The sequence below is a fragment of the Streptomyces sp. NPDC005408 genome, from assembly GCF_040606445.1.
Lineage (GTDB): Bacteria > Actinomycetota > Actinomycetes > Streptomycetales > Streptomycetaceae > Streptomyces.
In genome coordinates, this window is sequence record NZ_JBEXEX010000008.1 from 86,466 (window position 1) to 106,134 (window position 19,669).

At 69.6% G+C, this 19,669-nt stretch carries 19 protein-coding genes and 1 pseudogene; 15 read left to right on the forward strand and 5 right to left on the reverse strand.

What is annotated here, in order from left to right; all coding sequences use genetic code 11:
- Window positions 1-10: 10 nt before the first annotated feature.
- The 4 genes and pseudogenes from ABZS64_RS10895 to ABZS64_RS10910 form a co-directional block, all read left to right on the forward strand.
- On the forward strand, window positions 11-643 hold the full coding sequence (locus ABZS64_RS10895; RefSeq protein WP_355826256.1) for an MBL fold metallo-hydrolase: 633 nt from the start codon (window positions 11-13) through the stop codon (window positions 641-643).
- Between the two features lie 45 nt (window positions 644-688).
- Window positions 689-1,468 (forward strand): exodeoxyribonuclease III, encoded by a 780-nt coding sequence (locus ABZS64_RS10900; protein ID WP_355826259.1) that lies wholly within the window; start codon window positions 689-691, stop codon window positions 1,466-1,468.
- 58 nt (window positions 1,469-1,526) lie between these two features.
- Window positions 1,527-1,973: a DUF6278 family protein gene (locus ABZS64_RS10905; protein WP_355826261.1), complete on the forward strand. Its 447-nt coding sequence runs from the start codon at window positions 1,527-1,529 to the stop codon at window positions 1,971-1,973.
- A 299-nt stretch (window positions 1,974-2,272) separates the two neighbouring features.
- Window positions 2,273-2,407 (forward strand): annotated as a pseudogene (locus tag ABZS64_RS10910) (amino acid ABC transporter permease); the annotation flags it as partial.
- A 46-nt stretch (window positions 2,408-2,453) separates the two neighbouring features.
- Here the strand turns inward: ABZS64_RS10910 and ABZS64_RS10915 are convergent.
- Window positions 2,454-4,079: a CocE/NonD family hydrolase gene (locus tag ABZS64_RS10915; protein ID WP_355826264.1), complete on the reverse strand. Its 1,626-nt coding sequence runs from the start codon at window positions 4,077-4,079 to the stop codon at window positions 2,454-2,456.
- Between the two features lie 146 nt (window positions 4,080-4,225).
- On the reverse strand, window positions 4,226-5,392 hold the full coding sequence (locus ABZS64_RS10920; RefSeq protein WP_355826267.1) for an Ig-like domain-containing protein: 1,167 nt from the start codon (window positions 5,390-5,392) through the stop codon (window positions 4,226-4,228).
- Window positions 5,393-5,582: 190 nt separating this feature from the next.
- Here ABZS64_RS10920 and ABZS64_RS10925 point away from each other — a divergent pair, with 190 nt between their 5' ends.
- Window positions 5,583-6,125: a hypothetical protein gene (locus ABZS64_RS10925; RefSeq protein ID WP_355826270.1), complete on the forward strand. Its 543-nt coding sequence runs from the start codon at window positions 5,583-5,585 to the stop codon at window positions 6,123-6,125.
- Window positions 6,126-6,163: 38 nt separating this feature from the next.
- Window positions 6,164-7,417 carry a cytochrome P450 gene (locus ABZS64_RS10930; protein ID WP_355826273.1) on the forward strand — a complete coding sequence of 418 codons (1,254 nt, stop codon included), beginning with the start codon at window positions 6,164-6,166 and terminating at the stop codon, window positions 7,415-7,417.
- Here the strand turns inward: ABZS64_RS10930 and ABZS64_RS10935 are convergent.
- Window positions 7,414-8,157 carry a hypothetical protein gene (locus ABZS64_RS10935; protein ID WP_355826276.1) on the reverse strand — a complete coding sequence of 248 codons (744 nt, stop codon included), beginning with the start codon at window positions 8,155-8,157 and terminating at the stop codon, window positions 7,414-7,416. The two genes, ABZS64_RS10930 and ABZS64_RS10935, sit on opposite strands and share 4 nt — an antisense overlap.
- Before the next feature lie 105 nt (window positions 8,158-8,262).
- On the opposite strand from ABZS64_RS10935, the gene ggt reads away from it, so the two are divergent.
- Window positions 8,263-10,074, forward strand: coding sequence for a gamma-glutamyltransferase (ggt, locus tag ABZS64_RS10940; protein WP_355826279.1), 1,812 nt, complete (start codon window positions 8,263-8,265; stop codon window positions 10,072-10,074).
- 133 nt (window positions 10,075-10,207) lie between these two features.
- Entirely contained in the window at window positions 10,208-10,915 is a 708-nt protein-coding gene (locus ABZS64_RS10945; RefSeq protein ID WP_355826282.1) for a glycoside hydrolase family 75 protein, read from the forward strand.
- 173 nt (window positions 10,916-11,088) lie between these two features.
- Here the strand turns inward: ABZS64_RS10945 and map are convergent, their stop codons facing one another.
- Window positions 11,089-11,856: a type I methionyl aminopeptidase gene (gene map, locus ABZS64_RS10950; protein WP_355826285.1), complete on the reverse strand. Its 768-nt coding sequence runs from the start codon at window positions 11,854-11,856 to the stop codon at window positions 11,089-11,091.
- Between the two features lie 55 nt (window positions 11,857-11,911).
- On the opposite strand from map, the gene ABZS64_RS10955 reads away from it, so the two are divergent.
- Entirely contained in the window at window positions 11,912-12,166 is a 255-nt protein-coding gene (locus tag ABZS64_RS10955; RefSeq protein WP_355826288.1) for a helix-turn-helix transcriptional regulator, read from the forward strand.
- A 212-nt stretch (window positions 12,167-12,378) separates the two neighbouring features.
- On the opposite strand, the gene ABZS64_RS10960 is transcribed toward ABZS64_RS10955, so the two are convergent.
- Entirely contained in the window at window positions 12,379-13,020 is a 642-nt protein-coding gene (locus ABZS64_RS10960) for an NAD(P)H-binding protein (RefSeq protein WP_355826291.1), read from the reverse strand.
- 70 nt (window positions 13,021-13,090) lie between these two features.
- On the opposite strand from ABZS64_RS10960, the gene ABZS64_RS10965 reads away from it, so the two are divergent.
- From ABZS64_RS10965 to hydA, 6 genes are all read left to right on the forward strand, one after another.
- The gene (locus tag ABZS64_RS10965) at window positions 13,091-13,459 is read left to right on the forward strand and encodes a helix-turn-helix domain-containing protein (RefSeq protein ID WP_355826294.1); all 369 of its coding nucleotides are present in this window, start codon (window positions 13,091-13,093) and stop codon (window positions 13,457-13,459) included.
- Window positions 13,460-13,659: 200 nt separating this feature from the next.
- Window positions 13,660-14,040, forward strand: coding sequence for a PPOX class F420-dependent oxidoreductase (locus ABZS64_RS10970; protein ID WP_355826297.1), 381 nt, complete (start codon window positions 13,660-13,662; stop codon window positions 14,038-14,040).
- 102 nt (window positions 14,041-14,142) lie between these two features.
- The gene (locus ABZS64_RS10975; protein ID WP_355826299.1) at window positions 14,143-15,903 is read left to right on the forward strand and encodes a hypothetical protein; all 1,761 of its coding nucleotides are present in this window, start codon (window positions 14,143-14,145) and stop codon (window positions 15,901-15,903) included.
- 202 nt (window positions 15,904-16,105) lie between these two features.
- Window positions 16,106-16,948, forward strand: coding sequence for a nitrilase-related carbon-nitrogen hydrolase (locus ABZS64_RS10980; RefSeq protein ID WP_355826302.1), 843 nt, complete (start codon window positions 16,106-16,108; stop codon window positions 16,946-16,948).
- Window positions 16,945-18,225, forward strand: a complete 1,281-nt coding sequence (locus tag ABZS64_RS10985; protein ID WP_355826304.1) for an aspartate aminotransferase family protein — start codon at window positions 16,945-16,947, stop codon at window positions 18,223-18,225. Before ABZS64_RS10980 ends, ABZS64_RS10985 begins: the two co-directional genes overlap by 4 nt.
- A 32-nt stretch (window positions 18,226-18,257) precedes the next feature.
- Window positions 18,258-19,664, forward strand: a complete 1,407-nt coding sequence (gene hydA / locus ABZS64_RS10990; protein ID WP_355826306.1) for a dihydropyrimidinase — start codon at window positions 18,258-18,260, stop codon at window positions 19,662-19,664.
- The last annotated feature ends 5 nt before the right edge of the window (window positions 19,665-19,669 follow it).

The following is a 19,669-nucleotide window of genomic DNA, read 5'->3' on the forward strand; positions in this document are numbered from 1 at the left end:
GGATGGGGGCATGAGGCTCATGAAGAAGACGCATTCCTGCATCCGCCTGGAGAAGGACGGGCAGACGCTCGTCATCGATCCCGGCACCTTCAGCGAACAGGACGCCGCCATCGGCGCGGACGTCATCCTGGTCACGCACGAGCACCTCGACCACTTCAACGAGGACCGGCTCAGGGCCGCCCTGGAAGCGAACCCGGGCGCCGGGATCTGGACCCTGCGGAGCGTCGCCGAGAAGATCTCGGCGGCGTTCCCGGGCCGCGTCCACACCGTCGGCCACGGCGACACCTTCACGGCCGCCGGGTTCGACGTGCAGGTGCACGGAGAGCTGCACGCCGTGATCCACCCGGACATCCCGCGGATCACCAACGTCGGCTATCTGGTGGACGGTTCGGTCTTCCACCCCGGCGACGCCCTCACCGTCCCCGACCATCCGGTCGAGACGCTGATGCTCCCCGTGCAGGCCCCGTGGAGCAAGATCTCCGAGGTCATCGACTACGTGCGCGAGGTGAAGCCGCGCCGTGCCATCGACATTCACGACGCCCTGCTCACCGATCTTGCCCGGCCGGTCTACGACCGGCAGATCGGCGAGCTCGGCGGCGCGGACCACGGCAGGCTGACCCCGGGCGAGACCACCGAGCTGTGACGGCCCCACCCGTGACTGTCAGACCGCCCGGCTAGGCTTCTTCGCATGCGCATCGCCACGTGGAACGTCAACTCGATCACCGCCCGACTGCCGCGGCTGCTGGCCTGGCTGGAGAACAGCGGCACGGACGTGCTGTGTATCCAGGAGACCAAGACCACCGAGGAGCAGTTCCCCTCCGACGAGCTGCGCGAGCTCGGCTACGAGTCGGCGGTCCACGCCACCGGCAGGTGGAACGGCGTGGCGCTGGTCTCCCGGGTCGGTCTCGACGACGTGGTCAAGGGCCTGCCCGGCGGCCCGGCGTACGAGGATGTGCAGGAGCCCCGGGCGATCTCCGCGACCTGCGGCCCGGTCCACGTCATGTCGGTGTACGTGCCGAACGGCCGCGAGCCCGGCCACGCGCACTACGCGTACAAGCTGCAGTGGTTCGAGGCCCTGAAGGCGGCGGTCGCATCCGACGCGGCGGCCGACCGCCCCTTCGCGGTCCTCGGTGACTTCAATGTCGCTCCGACCGACGACGACGTCTGGGACCGGGAGTTCTTCGAGGGGCAGACGCATGTCACCGCGCCCGAGCGGGCGGCGCTCACCGCGCTCCGGGCGGCGGGCCTGAGCGATGTCGTGCCGCGCCCCCTCAAGTACGACCACCCGTTCACGTACTGGGACTACCGCCAGCTGTGCTTCCCCAAGAACCGCGGTATGCGCATCGACCTGGTCTACGGCAATGGTCCGTTCGCCCAGGCGGTCAAGGACAGTTACGTCGACCGTGAGGAGCGCAAGGGCAAGGGCGCGTCGGACCACGCGCCGGTCGTTGTGGATCTGGACATCTGACGTCGGTTGACGCGCGCCCTGTGGTGCGCTGGACGGCAGGGATGCGAGGCTGAGCGGTATGAACATCCCTTTCTTGGACAACTGGCTCAAGCGGCACGACGCCGAGCAGGTGCACGGCGACGCCTCCGTCGAGTACGACCCGGAGCGCGCGGCGGCCATTGCCGAGCTGCTCTCGGAGTGTGAGCTGCTGCGTGTCCGAGCAGGGCAGGCCGGGCTCGAACTGGACGACACCCCGGCTTCGTTGGCCGCCCTCGATCAGCTCCCGCCGCGCTGGCGAGACGACCCGGAGGAGCTGCCCTGGCTGGGCAATGACGCGGGTCTGTACCTCGGCACCGTGATCGTCCGCACGGTCCGCGGAGCGGTCTGGCACATCTGGCCGGGCGGCCATCCCGTGGTGCGGCTCGCCTCCGGCCGCGAGATCAGCGTGGTGGAGGCGGGCCTGGACTGGGCGGTCAACGGAGCGCCCCAGCTGTCCCAGGTGTACGCAGAGGCCGCAGAGGCCTGAGCTGCATGTACGTCATTAATACGGCTTATGCCCTATTTATGCGTGTCGAGTGTGAAGTCCCTTGCCGGGCTGGATAGTTTGCGCTGACCTCGACACAGCCGAGAGTGGGTAGGGCAGCGTATGGTCGTCGATCCGTTGATCGAGCTGCGTGACGTCAACAAGTACTACGGACAGTTGCACGTGCTGCAGGACTGACGGGGGGTGCAGGACCCATGACGCAACATCCGATTCACCCGGGCCGCGGCGCTGTCGCCCGCGCGGGACGGGAACCCTGCCGTCGGCAGGCCCCCCGGCCACCGGATCTCGACTACGATATGCCGTTCATCCCCGTGATGACGGTGATCTCCCCGCAACCGGAGGCCGTGGGTCCAGCCCCGGCCGAACCAGGGACGCTGCTGCCGGACGGGGGACCCCCCGCAGCCCCCTGGCCGTAGGGGGAGCAGCAGCTCAGGGCCATTCCCGCCCGGCAGCAGCCGGTGATCACTTCTCGCGCAGCGGGACCGACAGATATGACGGGTCGGCTGCGGACGAGGAGAAGGTCAGCTGCGCGCCGGACGGGTTGTGCTCGATGTAGAGCGGGTCGACAGTGTCGACGACCAGGGCGAGACGGTGGCCGGCCGGGACGTCGTAGGCGGTGGAGAAGAGCTCCAGGTCGACGGCGAACGGCTTTCCGGGTGTCCTGCCGTGGAAGGTGTACGGCGCATTGCTGACCAGCTTGCCGAGGCCGAGCGGGCCCACGTCGTAGAGGTATGCGACGAGGGTGCCGCTCTCCTTGGTGCTTGTGACCGTGGTGTGCAGCGCCGCCGTACCCCGGATGTGCTGCTCGGAGCCGTACCGCTCGGACTGCCAGACGGCGGCGAAGGCGCGCGGGAGCAGCGGGATCGACGCCATCGGGGGCAGCTTGGCGAACTGGTCCAGGATGCTCGACAGGAAGATGACCCCGCCGTTGGCGCCCGAGTCGATATTGGCGAAGATCTTCTTGGAGCCGTCGAGACCGATCTTGCGCTCGGTCGCGGCCACCGACTTCCAGTCGGGGTAGTTCTCGTATTCGCCGGTGGAACGGGACTTGATACGGACCGGCTGCTCGCGGTCGACGCCGTTGTCGACGCCCTTGAGGTAGTGGTCGAGCCACCGATGGGCGCTGGTCCAGGTGTCGTTGGGCAGACCGAGCAGACCGGGGCCCTCGGCCGTCGCATGGTCGCCGGGCCGGAACTCCAGGCGCTTGGGGCCGGTGAGCTTCTCGTAGAAGTCGGCGTACTGGTTGGGCGGGAAGATCGTGTCGCCCCAGGCGTTGCCGAGCATGATGGCGGCGCCGTTGGAGTTGATCCGGTCCAGATAGGTGGCGGGGGAGCGCTTCTTCCCCCAGGCGATCATCTCCTGCTCCTTGGCGAGGTTGGAGGAGAAGAAGTCCGCCGTGATCCGCTGGAACTCCTCGCTCGGCCGGCCGGTGACATATCCCGCCCCCGCGAGCAATGCCGTGGCCTGCAGATGCTGGGTGCGGCCGCTGTAGATGGACTCGACGAGGTCGGCCCAGCCGCTGAGCGCCGCGACCGCCTTGATCCGCTTGTCGTGGCCGGCGGCCAGCAGGCAGATGCCGGCGCCGTACGAGACTCCGGCCATGCCGACCTTGGCGGGGTCGGCGGGGGTGTTCGCGAGCGCCCAGTCGATCACCTTGGAGGCATCGGTGACGTCGGGCGGCCCGGCCACCTCGATGTAGCCGCCCGACTGCCAGAAGCCGCGGGCGTTGTAACTCACCACGACATAGCCCGAGTCGGCGAGCTGCTTGGCCTGGGCGATGTATTCGATCTGGGGCAGGCCCCAGCTCGTGGGCAGCACGATCACGGGGTACTTGCGCGTGCCGTCCGCGCCCGCGGGCGTGACGACATTGGCCTTGAGTACGGTGCCGCCGTCACCCGCGATGTCGACGAACCGTACGTCCGGGGCGGCGGATTGGGCCTGAACAGCGGTCGTCGGGGCGGCGGGTGCCACCCCGGCGGCCACCCCGGCGGCCACCCCGGCGGCCGCCCCGACGGCCGGTCCGGCGAGAAGTGCGACGGAGACCGTACCGATCGCGGTCGTACGCAGAGCCTTGCGCGACTGTCCCACGGGTCACTCCTCACTCGTGTCACTGCAAAGTGACCCGACGGTAACCGGGAGGACTTACCTGAGGTAACTCCCCGGTAAGTTACGCGTGGGTAACGATTATTGGACATGGCGTCAGTTGGCCCGTGGGGCGGGGCGCGGAGCGGGGCTCAGCGCAGAGCGCTCTTCGCCTGCCACTCGCTCCAGGACAGATTCCACTCGCCATAGCCGTTGTTGAGGGCCTGCGTGCCCTTGGCGTCGTCGCCGGTAACCTCGAACGGGTCGCCCACCTGCACCTGGTCGTAGACCCATCGGGCGTCGGCGTCGCTCATGCCGATGCAGCCCGATGACCTGTTGGCGCTGCCGAAGTACCCGGCGTTCCACGGTGCGGCGTGCGCGTACATCCCCGACCAGGTCAGCCGCATCGAGTAGTCGACCATCTTGTCGTAGGCATCGCCCAGTCCCACGGTCTCGGAGCGCATGTTGATCGTGCCCTCCTTCGACATCAGGACGGTCCTGCCGCGCCACGACGCCTTCTCGCCGCCGGGCGTGCCCGCCGACATCGGGACGTCCTTGATCTCCTGGCCGTCCCGCACCAGCTTCAGCCGGTGGTTGTCGAGGTCGACCTTGACGATCTGGTTCTTGCCGACGGTGAGGTTCGTCGTGTAGTCGCGGACGAACCATCCGCCGCCCGCGCCCGAGTCGATGCCGTTCAGATCGGCATTCAGGGTGACTTTGGTGTCCGGCTTCCAGTACTCCTTGGGGCGCCAGTCGGCCCGGTCCTTGCCCGACCAGTCCTGCATCCAGCCCCAGGAGCCCTCCGTCCTGTTGGACGTGGTGACCTTCAGGTGCTTTTCCACCTCGGCCTTGTTCTTCACCGGGTGGTCGAAGACGATCGACAGCGGCTGGGCGATGCCCACCATGGAATTCTTGCCCGGGACCAGCGTCAGTTTGTTGACGGTGTCCGGCCGGGCGGTGGTGAAGTCGGCTTTGGCGCTTCCTCCCCTTTCGTCCTTCGCCTCGACGGTGTAGCTGGTGCCGGGTACGGCAATGCGGTCGGAGGTCCAGGACTTCTTGTCGGCGGATATCCGGCCGGTCAGCCGAGCTCCTTTGGAGTCGATGACCGTGACCTCCGTCAGCTTCCCCTCGGTCAGTGTCACCTTCACCGGTACGCCCGCCCCGGCCTGCTTGCCCTGGAGATTGACGGAGATCACAGCCTTCGCCGGAGCGGCGCCGACTTCCGCCGCGGCCGGGGCGGAGCCGCCGCCGGAACAGGCGGTGAGAGCGGCGGTCAGGACCGCCGTGCCGGCGATCGCGGCGTTACGTATACGGCTCAACTGGAAAACCTCCGATGCGATCTCTGTCGCGAATAGAGAGTCCGGACCGCCCCAACGGGTTGCGGAAGATCCTGGATTTCCCGGGTAGATCCGGTGTGACAAGAAACGCAACGGAAAGGGGCTTTGGTCCCTGGGAATCGCCCCTTGTTACCCCCTGGTTTTCTCGTGGGCGGGGCGGCAGGCTCGCACCATGGACACGACGACGGATCGGACGACCCTGCGACTGCGGCTGAGACGGCGGGTGGAGTGGGTGCCCGTCGCCGCGCTCGTGCTGCTCGTCGCGTGGGGCATCTCCGTGGCAGCGATCGTCGACGGACCCAACGGCATCGCAGGCGGCATCGCCCTGTCGGTAGTCGGCGTGCCCGTCGCCGTCATCGCGCTGAGCTGCGCCGGGCATCTGGTGCGGCCGCTCGGGGTGACCGTCGACGCGGACGGATTGACCGTACGGCTGCCGACCTGGCCTGTCAGAACTGTGCCCTGGTCCGAGATGCGAGGTGTGAGTGCTTCGTCCCCGTATATCCTTCTCGACTGCGACGCTCCCGTGGGGAAGCTGCCGCGCACCTGCCGACTGCGGGCCGCCTACCGCAGACTCGCACCGGAACTGGAGCGTCCCGGCGGCGACGGGCTCTGTTTCGAGACACAGGTCTTCGATGTCGAGGCAGCCGAACTGCTGGATGCCATCAGGCAGTACGCGCCGACAGGGCTCACGATCACCGACGATGCAGGTCGGTAGCGAGCTCCCCGCATGAATCCGCGTACGACAATGCCTGCATGACGAGGCCCGAAGAGCGCGAGCCCGATCCCGGCGTGCCCGATGTCTTCGATCCGCGGATCTACGCCGCCGGTCTGCCGCACGCCGCCTTCCGCGAACTCCGCGAGCGCCACCCGGTCGCCTGGCAGCAGGAGTACGAAGTCCTCGGCTGGCCCCCAGGACCCGGCTTCTGGGCCGTCACCCGTCACGCCGACGTCGTCCGGGTCCTCAAGGACGCCGGGACCTTCTCGTCCCACCTCGGTGCCACCCAGATCCGTGACCCCGACCCGGCCGACCTGCCTTTCATCCGCCGCATGATGCTCAACCAGGACCCGCCCGGCCACGGACGGCTGCGGCGGCTGGTGAGCCGTGCCTTCACCCCGGGGCGTATCGACCGCTTCACCACGGCCGCGCGGGACCGCGCCCGCCAACTGCTCACCGCCGCACGGGACATGGGCCCCATCGTCGATCTGGTCACCGCCGTCACCGACGACTATGCCCTGCTCAACCTCTCCGATCTGCTGGGCGTCCCGGAGAGCGACCGCGGGCTGCTGCTCAAGTGGACCGAGCGCGTCATCGCCTACCAGGACCCCGACGAGCCGCCGGTGCTCGGGCCGGACGGCCGCCCGGTCAACCCCCGCTCACCGGCCATGCTCCAGGAGATGTTCAGCTACGCCCAGCAGCTCGCCGCGTACAAGAGGCGCAACCCCGCCGACGACGTGATGACCTCGCTCGCGCAGTGGGAACTCTCCGACGCGGAGCTGGAGATGTTCTTCTTCCTGCTGACGGTCGCAGGCAACGACACCGTCCGCAGTGCCGCACCGGGCGGGTTTCTGACGCTGGCCGAGCACCCGGACGAACAGCTCAGGCTGCGTGCGGGTGAGGTGGACCTGGACCGTGCTGTCGACGAACTGCTGCGCCGCCACCCGCCCGTACTCAGCTTCCGCCGCACCGCGACCCGCGACACCACGCTCGCCGGGCAGCACATCAGCAGCGGCGACAAGGTCGTCGTCTTCCACGCATCCGCCAACTACGACGAGCGGGTCTTCGACCAGCCGTACGGGCTCGACCTCGGCCGTTCCCCGAATCCGCATGTCTCCTTCGGCGACGGCCCGCACGTCTGTCTCGGCGCCCACTTCGCCCGGCTCCAGCTGCGAGTCCTCCACGAAGAGGCGATCGATCTGCTGCCACCCCTGGTGATGGCGGGCCCGCCGCGGCGGCTGCTCTCCAACTTCATCAACGGCGTCAAGTCGCTGCCGCTGGCGCTGACTTAGGTCGCGGCGCGGTGGGAGCTGCGCGCGGCGGGGACGGGCGTCTGCGCCGTGCGGGTCACATCGGCGACCAGCTCGACGACATCGGGGCCGTACGCCTGGGAGTTGACGACCTTCAGCAGCAGGCAGAAGCTGCTGTTGCCGTGCTTGCGGGCGAGCTTCTCGTGGTGTCGCGAGAGATAGCGGGTGGCCGCCTGGTTGGTGATGGCCCGCTGGCCGCAGAAGAGGAAGACGGGCCGGGCGTCCTGCCCTGCCGTGAGCCGTGCCAGCAGGACGTACTCCGAGACGCCCGGTTCCATGCGGTAGCGGTCCGAACCGATCTGGAACGCGCCCTGGTCGGGGCCGGGCTCCGGATCTGTGTTGATCTTCACGCCGGGCAGCAGCGAGTGCAGATGCGCGGCCATCCGGCGGTTGGAGAACGGACCGCCGACACAGAATTCCGTGCGCTCGCCGAAGCCCTGCTGGGCTATGTCATGCCAGATGATCTGCGCGTTCGCCCCGCAGTCCTTGATCAGCGCGGAGAGTTCGAGCAGCGCGAAGACGTCGAATCGGTGCACGGATCCGTCCCGGCCGGCCTCGCGATTGACGACGAGCAGCGATTCGGAGTTCCCGGGCAGCCCGAAGAAGTCCTGCTTGCGCCGGAGTCTGCGCCGCCACAGATAGGTACGGGCGAGCCAGCCGAGGGTGGCACTGATGCCGGCGGCCACCACGCCGAGCACGATGTTGCGTACGTCGTCAGTCATGGGCGCGCATGTTAGCGGTGTTTGCGGACCGTTGTTCGAGGCGGTCCTGACGGGGCGGTGGCGGTGAAGTTACAGTGCGCGGACGTACGTTGACTGGAGGTACGGATGCGTCGCTCAACCGCACGAAATGTGTCGGTTCTGGCCGTTGCCGCGGCTGTGGTCTCGATCGGAGCGGCGGCCCCACCCCCGCAATCACCGCCCCCCACGCCACCGGTCAAGACTCCGGTGGCCGCCGGGTACGGAGGCGCGGTCGCGAGCGTCGACGCGGATGCTTCGGCGGCGGGCATCGAGGTGCTGCGACACGGCGGCAACGCCGTGGACGCGGCGGTCGCCACCGCAGCCGCGCTCGGCGTCACCGAGCCGTACTCCGCGGGCATCGGCGGCGGCGGCTTCTTCGTCTACTACGACGCCAGGTCGCGCACGGTCCGCACCATCGACGGCCGCGAGACAGCGCCCCGCACCGCCGACGCATCCCTCTTCCTCGAGAACGGCAAGCCGATCCCCTTCGAGGAGGGCGTCACCAGCGGTCTCGGCGTCGGCACCCCCGGCACCCCGGCAACCTGGGACACCGCGCTCGACGCCTGGGGCAGCAGACCGCTGCGGCAACTGCTGAAACCGGCCGAGCGGCTGGCGAAGGACGGCTTCACCGTCGACGCGACCTTCCGCTCCCAGACCGAGGCCAACCAGGCGCGCTTCGCGGACTTCCCGGACACGGCGAAGCTCTTCCTGCCGGGCGGGCAGCTGCCGGTGGTCGGCTCCGTCTTCAAGAACCCTGACCTGGCGCGTACGTACAAGGAACTGGGGCGCGAGGGCGTCGGCGCCCTCTACCGCGGCGAGATCGCGGAGGACATCGTCAGCACCGTACGCAAGCCGCCGGTGGCCGCGGGCGCCAAGCGGAACGTACGGCCCGGCGATCTGACGGAGAAGGACCTGCGGTCGTACGAGACGGTCCGGCGCGCGCCCACCAAGCTCGCCTACCGCGGTCTCGACGTGTACGGCATGGCACCCGCGTCCTCGGGCGGCACGAGCGTCGGCGAGGCGCTCAACATCCTTGAGCGGACCGACCTTTCGAAGGCCACGCAGGCGCAGTATCTGCACCGCTTCATCGAGGCGAGCCGGATTGCGTTCGCCGACCGCGGGCGCTGGGTCGGGGACCCTGCCTTCGAGGACGTGCCGGTGAAGGAGCTGCTGTCGCAGCAGTTCGCGGACAGCCGCGGCTGCCTGATCAAGGACGACGCGGTGCTCACCAGCCCGCTGGCCCCGGGCGACCCGCGCAAGCCCCAGGCGTGCGGCAGTTCGGGCACCGCGGCCCCCACCACCTACGAGGGTGAGAACACCACCCATCTGACGGCCGCAGACAAGTGGGGCAACGTCGTCGCCTACACACTGACGATCGAGTCGACCGGCGGCAGCGGCATCACCGTGCCAGGCCGCGGATTCATCCTCAACAACGAGCTGACCGACTTCTCCTTCGCCCCCGCGAACCCCGCGGTCCACGACCCGAATCTGCCGGGCCCGGGCAAGCGCCCGCGCTCGTCCATCTCGCCCACGATCGTGCTCGACCACGGCCGTCCGGTCCTCGCGGTCGGCTCGCCGGGCGGCGCGACGATCATCACGACGGTGCTCCAGACGCTGACGGGCCATCTGGACCGGGGCCTGCCGCTGGTCGACGCGATCGCGGCGCCGCGCGCCAGCCAGCGCAACCAGACGACGACGGAGCTGGAGCCCGCGCTGTGGAACAGCCCGCTGCGCGCCGAGCTGGAGGCCATCGGCCATGCCTTCCGGCAGAACCCGGAGATCGGCGCGGCGACGGGCATCCAGCGACTGCCCGACGGGCGGTGGCTCGCGGCGGCCGAGAAGGTCCGCAGGGGCGGCGGATCCGCGATGGTGGTCCACCCCAGCGGTGGGGCGGGCTGAGTAACCCGCTCGGCGGATCGCCGGACGCGCAGGGCCGAGTAACCCGTCCGGCGGCCTGCCGGACGCACCGGGCCCGTGAACGGGTAGGGAGCCTTTCGGACACTTCCGGAACTTTCGGACAGAAAGGCTCCCTGTGCGCATTCGACATACCGCTTTCGCGGCAGCCGCCGGTTCCGCGCTGCTCGCGACTGCCGTGCTGCCCGCCGCCGCCCTCGGTCAACCTCACTCCGTCCGGCAGGCCCCGGCAGGCCGGGAGGGCACGGTGGAGGCTGCCTCCCTGCTTGCGAAGGTCCAGGGCTGCACGCAGATCTCGAAGGGCTTGTACCGCAAGGATGCGGGCGCGTCCGCGACCGTCCGGGTCTGCCAGAAGAAGGGCGCGGTGTTCTGGAAGGCGGACATGGACATCGACTGCGACGGCAAGCGCACCACGAAGTGCAACTCCACGACCGACCCGTGGTTCCAGAACGCCACCGCCTTCCAGCAGTCCGACGGCACGCCGCTGAACGCCGAGAAGCTGCCGTTCATCGTGGTGCCGACGGCGAGCCCGATCTGGGACTACCGCACCTCCGCCGTCATGGGCGGGACGGTCGCCGCCGTCATCTACAACAACCGTGTGCAGTACGCGGTCGTGGGTGACACGGGCCCCAGCGGGATCATCGGCGAGGCCTCCTACGCCACCGCCGAGGCCCTCGGCATCAATCCCGACCCGAAGGTCGGCGGAGTCGCGTCGGGAGTCACGTACATCCTGTTCACGAACACGCGGGTGGCGCCGATCGAGAGCCACAGTGGCGCCGTGATCCTCGGCGAAGCCCTCGCCGAGGAATTTCTGCTGAACAACTAGGTCCTGTCCGGTCGATCGGGCCGGATCAGTGAGCGGCCCGCCGCGGAGCGACTGACGACAACGCGGCGTGGGGGCACCTCCCGTGCCCGAAGGGCTACGGAGGAGTGCGTGCCAGGGCACGCGAGCCCGGCAAGATCGGCCGGACAGGGCCTGGGGCGACCTGGGTTGGGCTCCTACAGCGCGGTGAGGATGCGCGGGCCGTCGTCCGTGATGGCAACGGTGTGCTCGGCGTGGGAGGCCCTGCTGCCGTCCGCCGTACGCATCGTCCAGCCGTCGCCCGCCGTGTAGTGGCCGTCCGTGCCGCCGCCGATCACCATCGGCTCGATCGCGAGCACCATGCCGTGGCGCAGCGGCATACCGCGGCCCGGACGGCCCTCGTTCGGGACGCCCGGGTCCTCGTGCATGTGGCGGCCCACGCCATGGCCGCCGAAGCCGTCCGGGATGCCGTACCCCGCCGAGCGGCACACTCGGCCGACGGCGTGGGCGATGTCGCCGATGCGGTTGCCGACGACGGCCGCCGCGATGCCCGCCTCCAGGGCCTCTTCGGCCGTGGCGATCAGGCGCACGTCCTCGGGGCGGGCCCGGCCGACGGTGAAGCTGACGGCCGAGTCGCCGACCCAGCCGTCGAGGACCGCACCGCAGTCGATGCTCACCAGGTCGCCGTCGTGCAGCCGGTAGTCGTCGGGGATGCCGTGCACGATCGCGTCGTTGACGGAGGTGCAGATGACAGCGGGGAAGGGGGTCGGTGCCCAGCTGGGGCGGTAGTCGAGGAAGGGCGATCCGGCTCCGGCCTCGGCGATGACCGCGCGGGCGGCGCCGTCCAGGTCCCGCAGGCTGACGCCGACGGCCGCGGCCTCGCGGACCGCGGTGAGTGCCTGGGCCACGATGCGGCCGGCCTCGCGCATCGCCTCGATCGACGTATCGGTCTTGATCTCTACCATGCCAATTACTATACCGGTTGTGCCGGTATTGGAATACCGGCATTACAATAACGGCATGGTGCGCACCCCTCTCACTCCGGAAGAGCGCGAACGCGGCGAGCGGCTCGGTCAGTTGCTGCGCCGGGCGCGCGGCGACCGCAGCATGGTGGAGGTGGCTGCGGCGGCCGGGCTGTCGGCCGAGACCCTGCGCAAGATCGAGACGGGGCGGGCGCCGACTCCTGCCTTCTTCACGGTGGCCGCGGTGGCTGCGGTGCTCGGGCTGTCGATGGACGAGCTGGCGGTGAGCTGCGCGCTTACGCCTGCGGCCTGAAGGTTTAGGCCGCCTGCGGCGGGCTTTCCCCTACCCGCCCCTTCCCTGAACCGGGGGCTCCGCCCCCGGTCCCCCGCGCCTCAAACGCCGGCGGGGCTGAATTTCAGCCCGTCCGGCGATTGAGGACATGCGGCCGAAGGTCGCATACGGGGTCTGGGGCTTGCCCCAGTTCGGGAAGGGGTGGGTAGGGGAAAGCCCCCGCAGGGCCCGGGCTAGTCCGACACCGCGAGCTGAATCCCCCTGTGCCGCGGCCGTTCGATCTCGTCCAGCAGCGCGATCGCCAGATCCGCGTGCGCGATATGGCCCGGGCCCTCGATCACCCGGCCCTCGGCCGTGCGGTAGCGGCCGGTACGCGGACCCGCCTGGTCCAGATCCATCGGCGGCACCACCATCAGCCAGTCCAGCCCCGCCGCCGTCTCGCGCAGGGTCTCGAACTCCGCGGCATGGCCCTGGCTGAAGAGCCGGTAGGGCTCGGGAAAGTCCGGCGCGTCCATGATGCGTACACCCGGCGCGGTCTCCAGCGTCGACGCGATGCCCAGCGTCAGAAACCGGCGCACACCCGCCTTCGTCAGGCCTGACACCATCGCCTTCGCCGCCGCGACGAAGAACTCCTCGGACGGCATGTCCAGCCGGGCGGAGGCATTGATCGCGGCGTCGTGGCCCGCCGCCAGTCCGGCGACCGACCCGGCGTCCGTCGCATCCCCGCGCACCAACGTGACGCCGTCCGCCGCGAGATCGCGGTACTTGGCGGGATCGCGCACCACCGCCGTCACCGCGTGGCTCCTTGCCGCCGCCTCCGCAACGGCCGCCCGGCCGACCCGTCCGCCTGCTCCGAAAACAATGATTTCGCTCATGCCGGGACGGTAGAGCGGGGATCCCTGGTTACTGCAAAGGTACTGAGCCGCCAACGGGAGGACGGACACGATGAGAGAGCCGCTGCGGGCCGACATGTTCGCGGATCCGGACTGCTCGGGTCGGCTTCAGCCGATCCGCTTCGGCGACAAGTGGTCCGGAATGGTGCTGCGCTGCCTGGAGGACGGCCCGCGCCGTTTCTCCGAACTCCGCGTCCCGCTGCACTGGATCACGCCCAAGGTGCTCACCGAGACGCTGCGTGCGATGGAACGCAACGGCTTCCTGACCAGGACCGCCCATGCCGAGAACCCGCCGCGCGTCGAGTACGAACTCACCGTGCTCGGCCGGTCGGCGCTGGGGCCGATGAATGTCGCGTGCGACTGGGCCAGAGAGCATCTCCCGGCGCTCGCCGAGGCGAGGGAAGCATACGAACGGGGCTAGGGTCTGTCGTTTGGATCAGGCCGGATCAGGGAGCGGCCCGTCGCGGAGCGGCTGACGACAACGCAGCGTGGGGGCACCTCCCGTGCCCGAAGGGCTACGGGGGAGTGCGTGCCAGGGCACGCGAGCCCGGCAAGATCGGCCGGACAGGCCCTAGGGCCTGCGGGTTCAGGTGCGGCTCAGGTGCGGCGTAGTCTCGCGGCGTGATAGCCGAGGACTTCGCCAGCGCCAGGTATGTCAGCGTCACCACCTTCCGCAAGGACGGAAAGGGCGTCGCAACGCCCGTCTGGTTCGCGGTGGACAGCGGTGAGCTGTTCGTCTGGAGCCGGTCCGACTCCTGGAAGGTCAAGCGGCTGGGCAACGACAGCCGCGTCGTCGTCACGGTCTGCGACGCGCGTGGCCGGATCGCCGAGGGCGCGCTGAGCACGGAGGGTACGGGCCGGCTGCTGGACGACGACGGAACGGGCGCGATCCGCAAACTGCTGAGCCGCAAGTACACCTGGCAGTTCTGGCTGGTCGACTGGCCGGCCATGATCGTACGGCGCGGAAAGCGGCCGCACACCGGCATCGCGGTGACTATCTGAAAACACTGCGTGACAGAGCCGTAACATGCCTGCGGTCGAATGCCGGGGGACTGGAAGCTTCCAGACTGGAGGGTTCCAGTCGACGGTGGGGCAGGGGCGGCGATGACGGTGCATCAACTTCCGGCGGAGACCGGGGTGTTCGCGCGATACCTGAAGGGACTGGCCGCGCTCATCGACCCGGGCAGCGGCTGGTACGGCATCTTCTGGCAGCGTGACCCCGAGGGCATGCGGGCCTGCCTGGACGGGACCGAGATCCCGCCCTGGGACGTCGTGGAATCGCTGCTCCAGGACCTCGCGGCGGAACGCGGCACACAGTTCGCGAAGCTGGAGTCCGTACGCGCGCGCCAGCTCCACTCGGCCTCGGCGGCGGCCCACGACCGGCGGCCGGGCGGCCGCGAGGCGTTGGAGGAGCGGCTGGAGCTGATGCTCCGGGAAGAGGTGTACGCGACGGGCCGCGCGGACGAGCTGCTGCGGGGCTTGGCGGGGGAGCCGGAGGGCAGCGCGGCGGCGGAACAGCTGGCCCATGAGCTGGAGTGGACGCGTGACGACTACGCCCGGGCGACGGCAAGGGTGAGCGAGCTGCGGTCCCGCCATGCGGAGCTGTGCGGGGACGCACGCCAGGTGGGCGGGCCCGAGCACAGCCGGGAGGCGGACGACTGGGAGGGCCGCCACGAAGGGGTCCCGGCGGCGCGAACGGCCCATGAGACGCCGCAGGCAGAGGACGACGGCTGGAACGGCTTCCGGGAGCGGCAGGTTTCGTCGTACGAGACGGATGGCGCCGCTGGACGGTCCCCGGCGTACGGCGCGAACGGCCCGGCGTACGAGCCGGACCGCGCCACTTCCGGGCCTTCGGCGTACGAGACGAACGGCGCCGTTTCCGGGGCTCCGGCGTACGTCGCGAACGGCCCCGCTGCCGGATCGGCGGCGGGCGCCTCCGCGGGTGTTGCCTACCAGACGAACGGCCCCGCTGCCGGACCCCAGCCGGGCGCGTCCGCGGGTCCGGCGTACGAAGCGGCCGCGCCCGCCCCCGTAACCCAGCCCGGCCCACCCGCCCTGCCCGACGACTGGTTCCGGCCCCAGCCTGCCGCGACCCACGACGGCCCGTCCGCCCAGGCGGACCCGACGCCTCCCGAGGCAAGGCCTCCCGCCGACCGTCCCGCCGGGAAGAAGAAGCGGCGCCCCCGCGGCGCCCGGTTCGCCGGGGTCGAGGGCAGCGGGGACGAGGTCGCCGCCGTACCCGTGCTGCCCGTCGTCGGCGAGGTACCCCGGGGGGCACGGTTCGGCGGCGCGGCCGGGGAGCAGCAGACGCCCACCGCACTCGAGGCCCCGGCCGGGGCGCGCCAGTCCGCCCGCGAGACCGTCGCCGCGCTCGGGCGGCTGCGGGCCGAGGGACGCAGCGGCGAGGCGCATGCCGTGCTCTGCGAGGCGGCGGCCCGGCCGGCGCCCTGGCTGCCCGTTCTCGCCGCAGAGCTGAACCGCGCGGGCCTCGCCGCCGACTGGATCACCCTGCTGTGGGAGGCCGCATCGCAGCCGGCCTTAAGGCTTGCGGCGGCCGCCGGCGCGCTCGCCGCGGCCGGCCGCGGCGAGGACAGCCGCCAATTGCTGCGGCAGGGCGTGACCCGCCCCGCCGACGACATCGCGGCGGCCGTTCTCGCCCTGGAGGACGAGGGCCGCGAGCCCGAGGCGCGGGCTTTACTGACCGCGTTCGTACAGCTCCACTCTGCCGAGGACACCGTCAGGATCGCCGACCGCGACCCGCGCCGGCTGGTGCCGCAACTGCTCGACGCCGCACGCACGATCTCCGCGGCCCATGAGCGCGATCTCGTCCACGCCCTGCGCGTAGCAGGTCATCTCGGCGCCTGATCTGCGTCCGATCCGCGGCTGATCTTCGCCCGATCCGGGCCCGAACCCGTTCGGTGTGGACCGCTCGGGTGTGAAACATGATCGACTCTGCCGGTTAACGACGATGGTCTTGCCCCAGTGTGTGACGGGGCTTACGTTCTCCTCCTACGCACCGCATCTACGTGCGTAGAGGCTCTCTGGCCCCGCGTCGAAGGAGCAGCTCATGGCCAACGTCGTACGCGCCGCGCTCGTCCAGGCGACCTGGACCGGCGACACCGAAACCATGATTGCCAAGCATGAGGAACACGCCCGCGAGGCGGCCCGCCAGGGTGCCAAGGTGATCGGTTTCCAGGAAGTATTCAACGCTCCCTATTTCTGTCAGGTCCAGGAGCCCGAGCACTACCGCTGGGCCGAGCCCGTCCCGGACGGCCCCACCGTCCGCCGGATGCAGGAGCTCGCCCGCGAGACCGGCATGGTGATCGTGGTCCCGGTCTTCGAGATCGAGGGCGCCGGTTTCTACTACAACACCGCGGCTGTCATCGACGCCGACGGCTCCTATCTCGGTAAATACCGCAAGCACCACATTCCCCAGGTCAAGGGCTTCTGGGAGAAGTACTACTTCAAGCCGGGGAACCTGGGCTGGCCCGTCTTCGACACGGCGGTGGGCAGGGTCGGGGTGTACATCTGCTACGACCGGCACTTCCCGGAGGGCTGGCGTCAACTGGGCCTCAACGGTGCACAGTTGGTCTACAACCCGTCGGCGACCTCGCGTGGCCTCTCGGCGTATCTCTGGCAGCTGGAGCAGCCCGCGTCCGCCGTCGCCAACGAGTACTACATCGCCGCGATCAACCGCGTCGGCCAGGAGGAGTACGGCGACAACGACTTCTACGGCACCAGTTACTTCGTCGACCCGCGCGGCCAGTTCGTCGGCGAGGCCGCCAGCGACAAGGAAGAGGAACTGCTCGTACGGGACCTCGACTTCGACCTGATCGATGTCGTACGGCAGCAGTGGGCCTTCTACCGCGACCGCCGCCCCGACGCGTACGAGGGACTGGTGCAGCCGTGACCAGCCTGTACGACCGGCACCGGGCCGTCATCCCCGACTGGGTCGCCCTCTACTACAAGCAGCCCGTCGAGATCACGCACGGCGAGGGCCGCCATGTCTGGGACGCGGACGGCAACCGCTACCTCGACTTCTTCGGCGGCATCCTCACCACCATGACCGCCCACGCCCTGCCCGAGGTCACCAAGGCCGTCAGCGAGCAGGCCGGGCGGATCATCCACTCCTCGACGCTCTATCTCAACCGCCCGATGGTCGAGCTCGCCGAGAGGGTCGCGACCCTCTCCGGCATCCCCGACGCCCGGGTCTTCTTCACCACATCCGGCACCGAGGCCAATGACACCGCCCTGCTGCTAGCGACCGGACATCGCCGGTCCAACCAGATCCTGGCGATGCGCAACAGCTACCACGGCCGGTCCTTCTCCGCGGTCGCCATCACCGGAAACCGCGGCTGGTCGCCGACCAGTCTCTCCCCGCTGCAGACGCTGTACGTGCACGGCGGCGTCCGCACCCGCGGTCCCTACGCCCACCTGTCCGACGCACAGTTCATCGAGGCGTGCGTCGCCGACCTGGAGGACCTGCTCGGCCACACCCGCGATGTCGCCGCGCTGATCGCCGAGCCCATCCAGGGCGTCGGCGGCTTCACATCCCCGCCCGACGGTCTGTACGCCGCGTTCCGCGAAGTCCTCGACCGGCACGGCATCCTGTGGATCTCCGACGAGGTGCAGACCGGCTGGGGCCGCACCGGCGAGCACTTCTGGGGCTGGCAGGCGCACGGCGAGAGCGGCCCGCCGGACATGCTCACCTTCGCCAAGGGCATCGGCAACGGCATGTCGATCGGCGGTGTCGTCGCGTCCGCCGAGATCATGAACTCCCTTGACGCCAACTCCATTTCGACCTTCGGCGGCTCCCCGGTCACCATGGCGGCAGGCATCGCCAACCTCTCGTATCTGCTGGAGCACGACCTCCAGGGCAATGCCCGCCGTGTCGGCGGGCTGCTGATCGAGCGGCTGCGGGCCATCGGGGCGGGCGTTCCCGCCGTACGCGAAGTACGCGGCCGCGGCCTGATGGTCGGCATCGAGCTGATCAAGCCGGGCACCGACGAGGCGAACCCCGATGCGGCATCGGCCGTCCTGGAGGCCGCGCGCGAGGGCGGGCTGCTGATCGGCAAGGGCGGCGGCCACAACACCAGTGTCCTGCGCATCGCCCCGCCGCTCTCGCTTACCGTCGCCGAGGCGGAAGAGGGCGCCGCGATCCTCGAACAGGCTCTGCACAACGTGTAGTCGACCGTACGCACGAGAGGGAGCGCACCACCATGAGCAGCACCCGCACCCTGATCCGCGGCGGCCTGGTCATCACCGCCGCGGACGAGATCCACGCCGACGTACTGATCGAGGACGGCCGGATCGCCGCTCTCGCCTCGCACGGCTCCGCGGTCGCCGAGGGCTGGACCGCAGACCGCACCATCGACGCGACCAACAAGTACGTCATCCCGGGCGGCGTCGACGCGCATACGCATATGGAGCTGCCGTTCGGCGGGACCTTCGCCTCCGACACCTTCGAGACCGGCACTCAGGCCGCGGCCTGGGGCGGCACCACCACCATCGTCGACTTCGCGGTGCAGTCGGTCGGCCACGCCGTGCGCGAAGGACTCGACGCCTGGTACGCCAAGGCCGACGGCAAATGCGCCATCGACTACGGCTTCCACATGATCCTCTCCGACGTCAATGAGTCGTCGCTGAAAGAGATGGATCACCTGGTGGCGGAGGGCATCACGTCCTTCAAGCTCTTCATGGCCTACCCCGGCGTCTTCTACAGCGACGACGGGCAGATCCTGCGGGCCATGCAGCGCTCCGCCACCAACGGCGGGCTGATCATGATGCACGCCGAGAACGGCATCGCCATCGACGTCCTGGTGGAACAGGCGCTCGCCGAAGGCCGCACCGACCCGCGCTACCACGGCGAGGTGCGCAAGGTCGTGCTGGAGGCGGAGGCCACCCACCGCGCGATCCAGCTCGCCCGCGTCGCCGGCGCCCCGCTCTACGTCGTCCATGTGTCGGCCGACGAAGCCGTCGCCGAGCTCGTCGCCGCCCGCGACAAGGGTCTCAATGTCTTCGGCGAGACCTGCCCGCAGTACCTCTTCCTGTCCACCGACAATCTCGCCGAGCCGGACTTCGAAGGCGCGAAGTACGTGTGCTCAACTCCCCTGCGGCCCAAGGAACATCAGGCCGCACTCTGGCGGGGCCTGCGGACCAACGACCTCCAGGTGGTCTCCACCGACCACTGCCCCTTCTGCTTCACCGGGCAGAAGGAGCTTGGCCGCGGCGACTTCTCCAAGATCCCCAACGGGCTGCCTGGGGTGGAGAACCGGATGGACCTGCTGCACCAGGCGGTCCTCGACGGGCACATCACCCGCCGCCGCTGGATCGAGATCGCCTGCGCCACTCCGGCCCGGATGTTCGGCCTCTACCCCAAGAAGGGCACCATCGCCCCCGGCGCCGACGGCGATGTCGTCATCTACGACCCGCACGCCGAACAGACCCTCTCGGTCGAGACCCACCACATGAACGTCGACTACTCCGCGTACGAGGGAAAGCGGATCACCGGGCAGGTGGAGACCGTGCTCTCGCGCGGCGAAGTCGTCATCGACCAGCGGCAGTTCACCGGCCGGGCAGGGCACGGCCAGTACACCCCCCGTGGCACCTGTCAGTACCTGAACTAGGAGCT

What these genes read in the sequence shown, in the direction of transcription:
- ABZS64_RS10895 (WP_355826256.1), top strand. Translation starts at nt 11, where the DNA reads ATGAGGCTCATGAAGAAGACGCATTCCTGCATCCGCCTGGAGAAGGAC.
- ABZS64_RS10900 (WP_355826259.1), top strand. Translation starts at nt 689, where the DNA reads ATGCGCATCGCCACGTGGAACGTCAACTCGATCACCGCCCGACTGCCG.
- ABZS64_RS10905 (WP_355826261.1), top strand. Translation starts at nt 1,527, where the DNA reads ATGAACATCCCTTTCTTGGACAACTGGCTCAAGCGGCACGACGCCGAG.
- ABZS64_RS10925 (WP_355826270.1), top strand. Translation starts at nt 5,583, where the DNA reads ATGGACACGACGACGGATCGGACGACCCTGCGACTGCGGCTGAGACGG.
- ABZS64_RS10930 (WP_355826273.1), top strand. Translation starts at nt 6,164, where the DNA reads ATGACGAGGCCCGAAGAGCGCGAGCCCGATCCCGGCGTGCCCGATGTC.
- ABZS64_RS10935 (WP_355826276.1), bottom strand. Translation starts at nt 8,157, where the DNA reads ATGACTGACGACGTACGCAACATCGTGCTCGGCGTGGTGGCCGCCGGC.
- ggt (WP_355826279.1), top strand. Translation starts at nt 8,263, where the DNA reads ATGCGTCGCTCAACCGCACGAAATGTGTCGGTTCTGGCCGTTGCCGCG.
- map (WP_355826285.1), bottom strand. Translation starts at nt 11,856, where the DNA reads ATGGTAGAGATCAAGACCGATACGTCGATCGAGGCGATGCGCGAGGCC.
- ABZS64_RS10955 (WP_355826288.1), top strand. Translation starts at nt 11,912, where the DNA reads ATGGTGCGCACCCCTCTCACTCCGGAAGAGCGCGAACGCGGCGAGCGG.
- ABZS64_RS10960 (WP_355826291.1), bottom strand. Translation starts at nt 13,020, where the DNA reads ATGAGCGAAATCATTGTTTTCGGAGCAGGCGGACGGGTCGGCCGGGCG.
- ABZS64_RS10965 (WP_355826294.1), top strand. Translation starts at nt 13,091, where the DNA reads ATGAGAGAGCCGCTGCGGGCCGACATGTTCGCGGATCCGGACTGCTCG.
- ABZS64_RS10975 (WP_355826299.1), top strand. Translation starts at nt 14,143, where the DNA reads ATGACGGTGCATCAACTTCCGGCGGAGACCGGGGTGTTCGCGCGATAC.
- ABZS64_RS10980 (WP_355826302.1), top strand. Translation starts at nt 16,106, where the DNA reads ATGGCCAACGTCGTACGCGCCGCGCTCGTCCAGGCGACCTGGACCGGC.
- hydA (WP_355826306.1), top strand. Translation starts at nt 18,258, where the DNA reads ATGAGCAGCACCCGCACCCTGATCCGCGGCGGCCTGGTCATCACCGCC.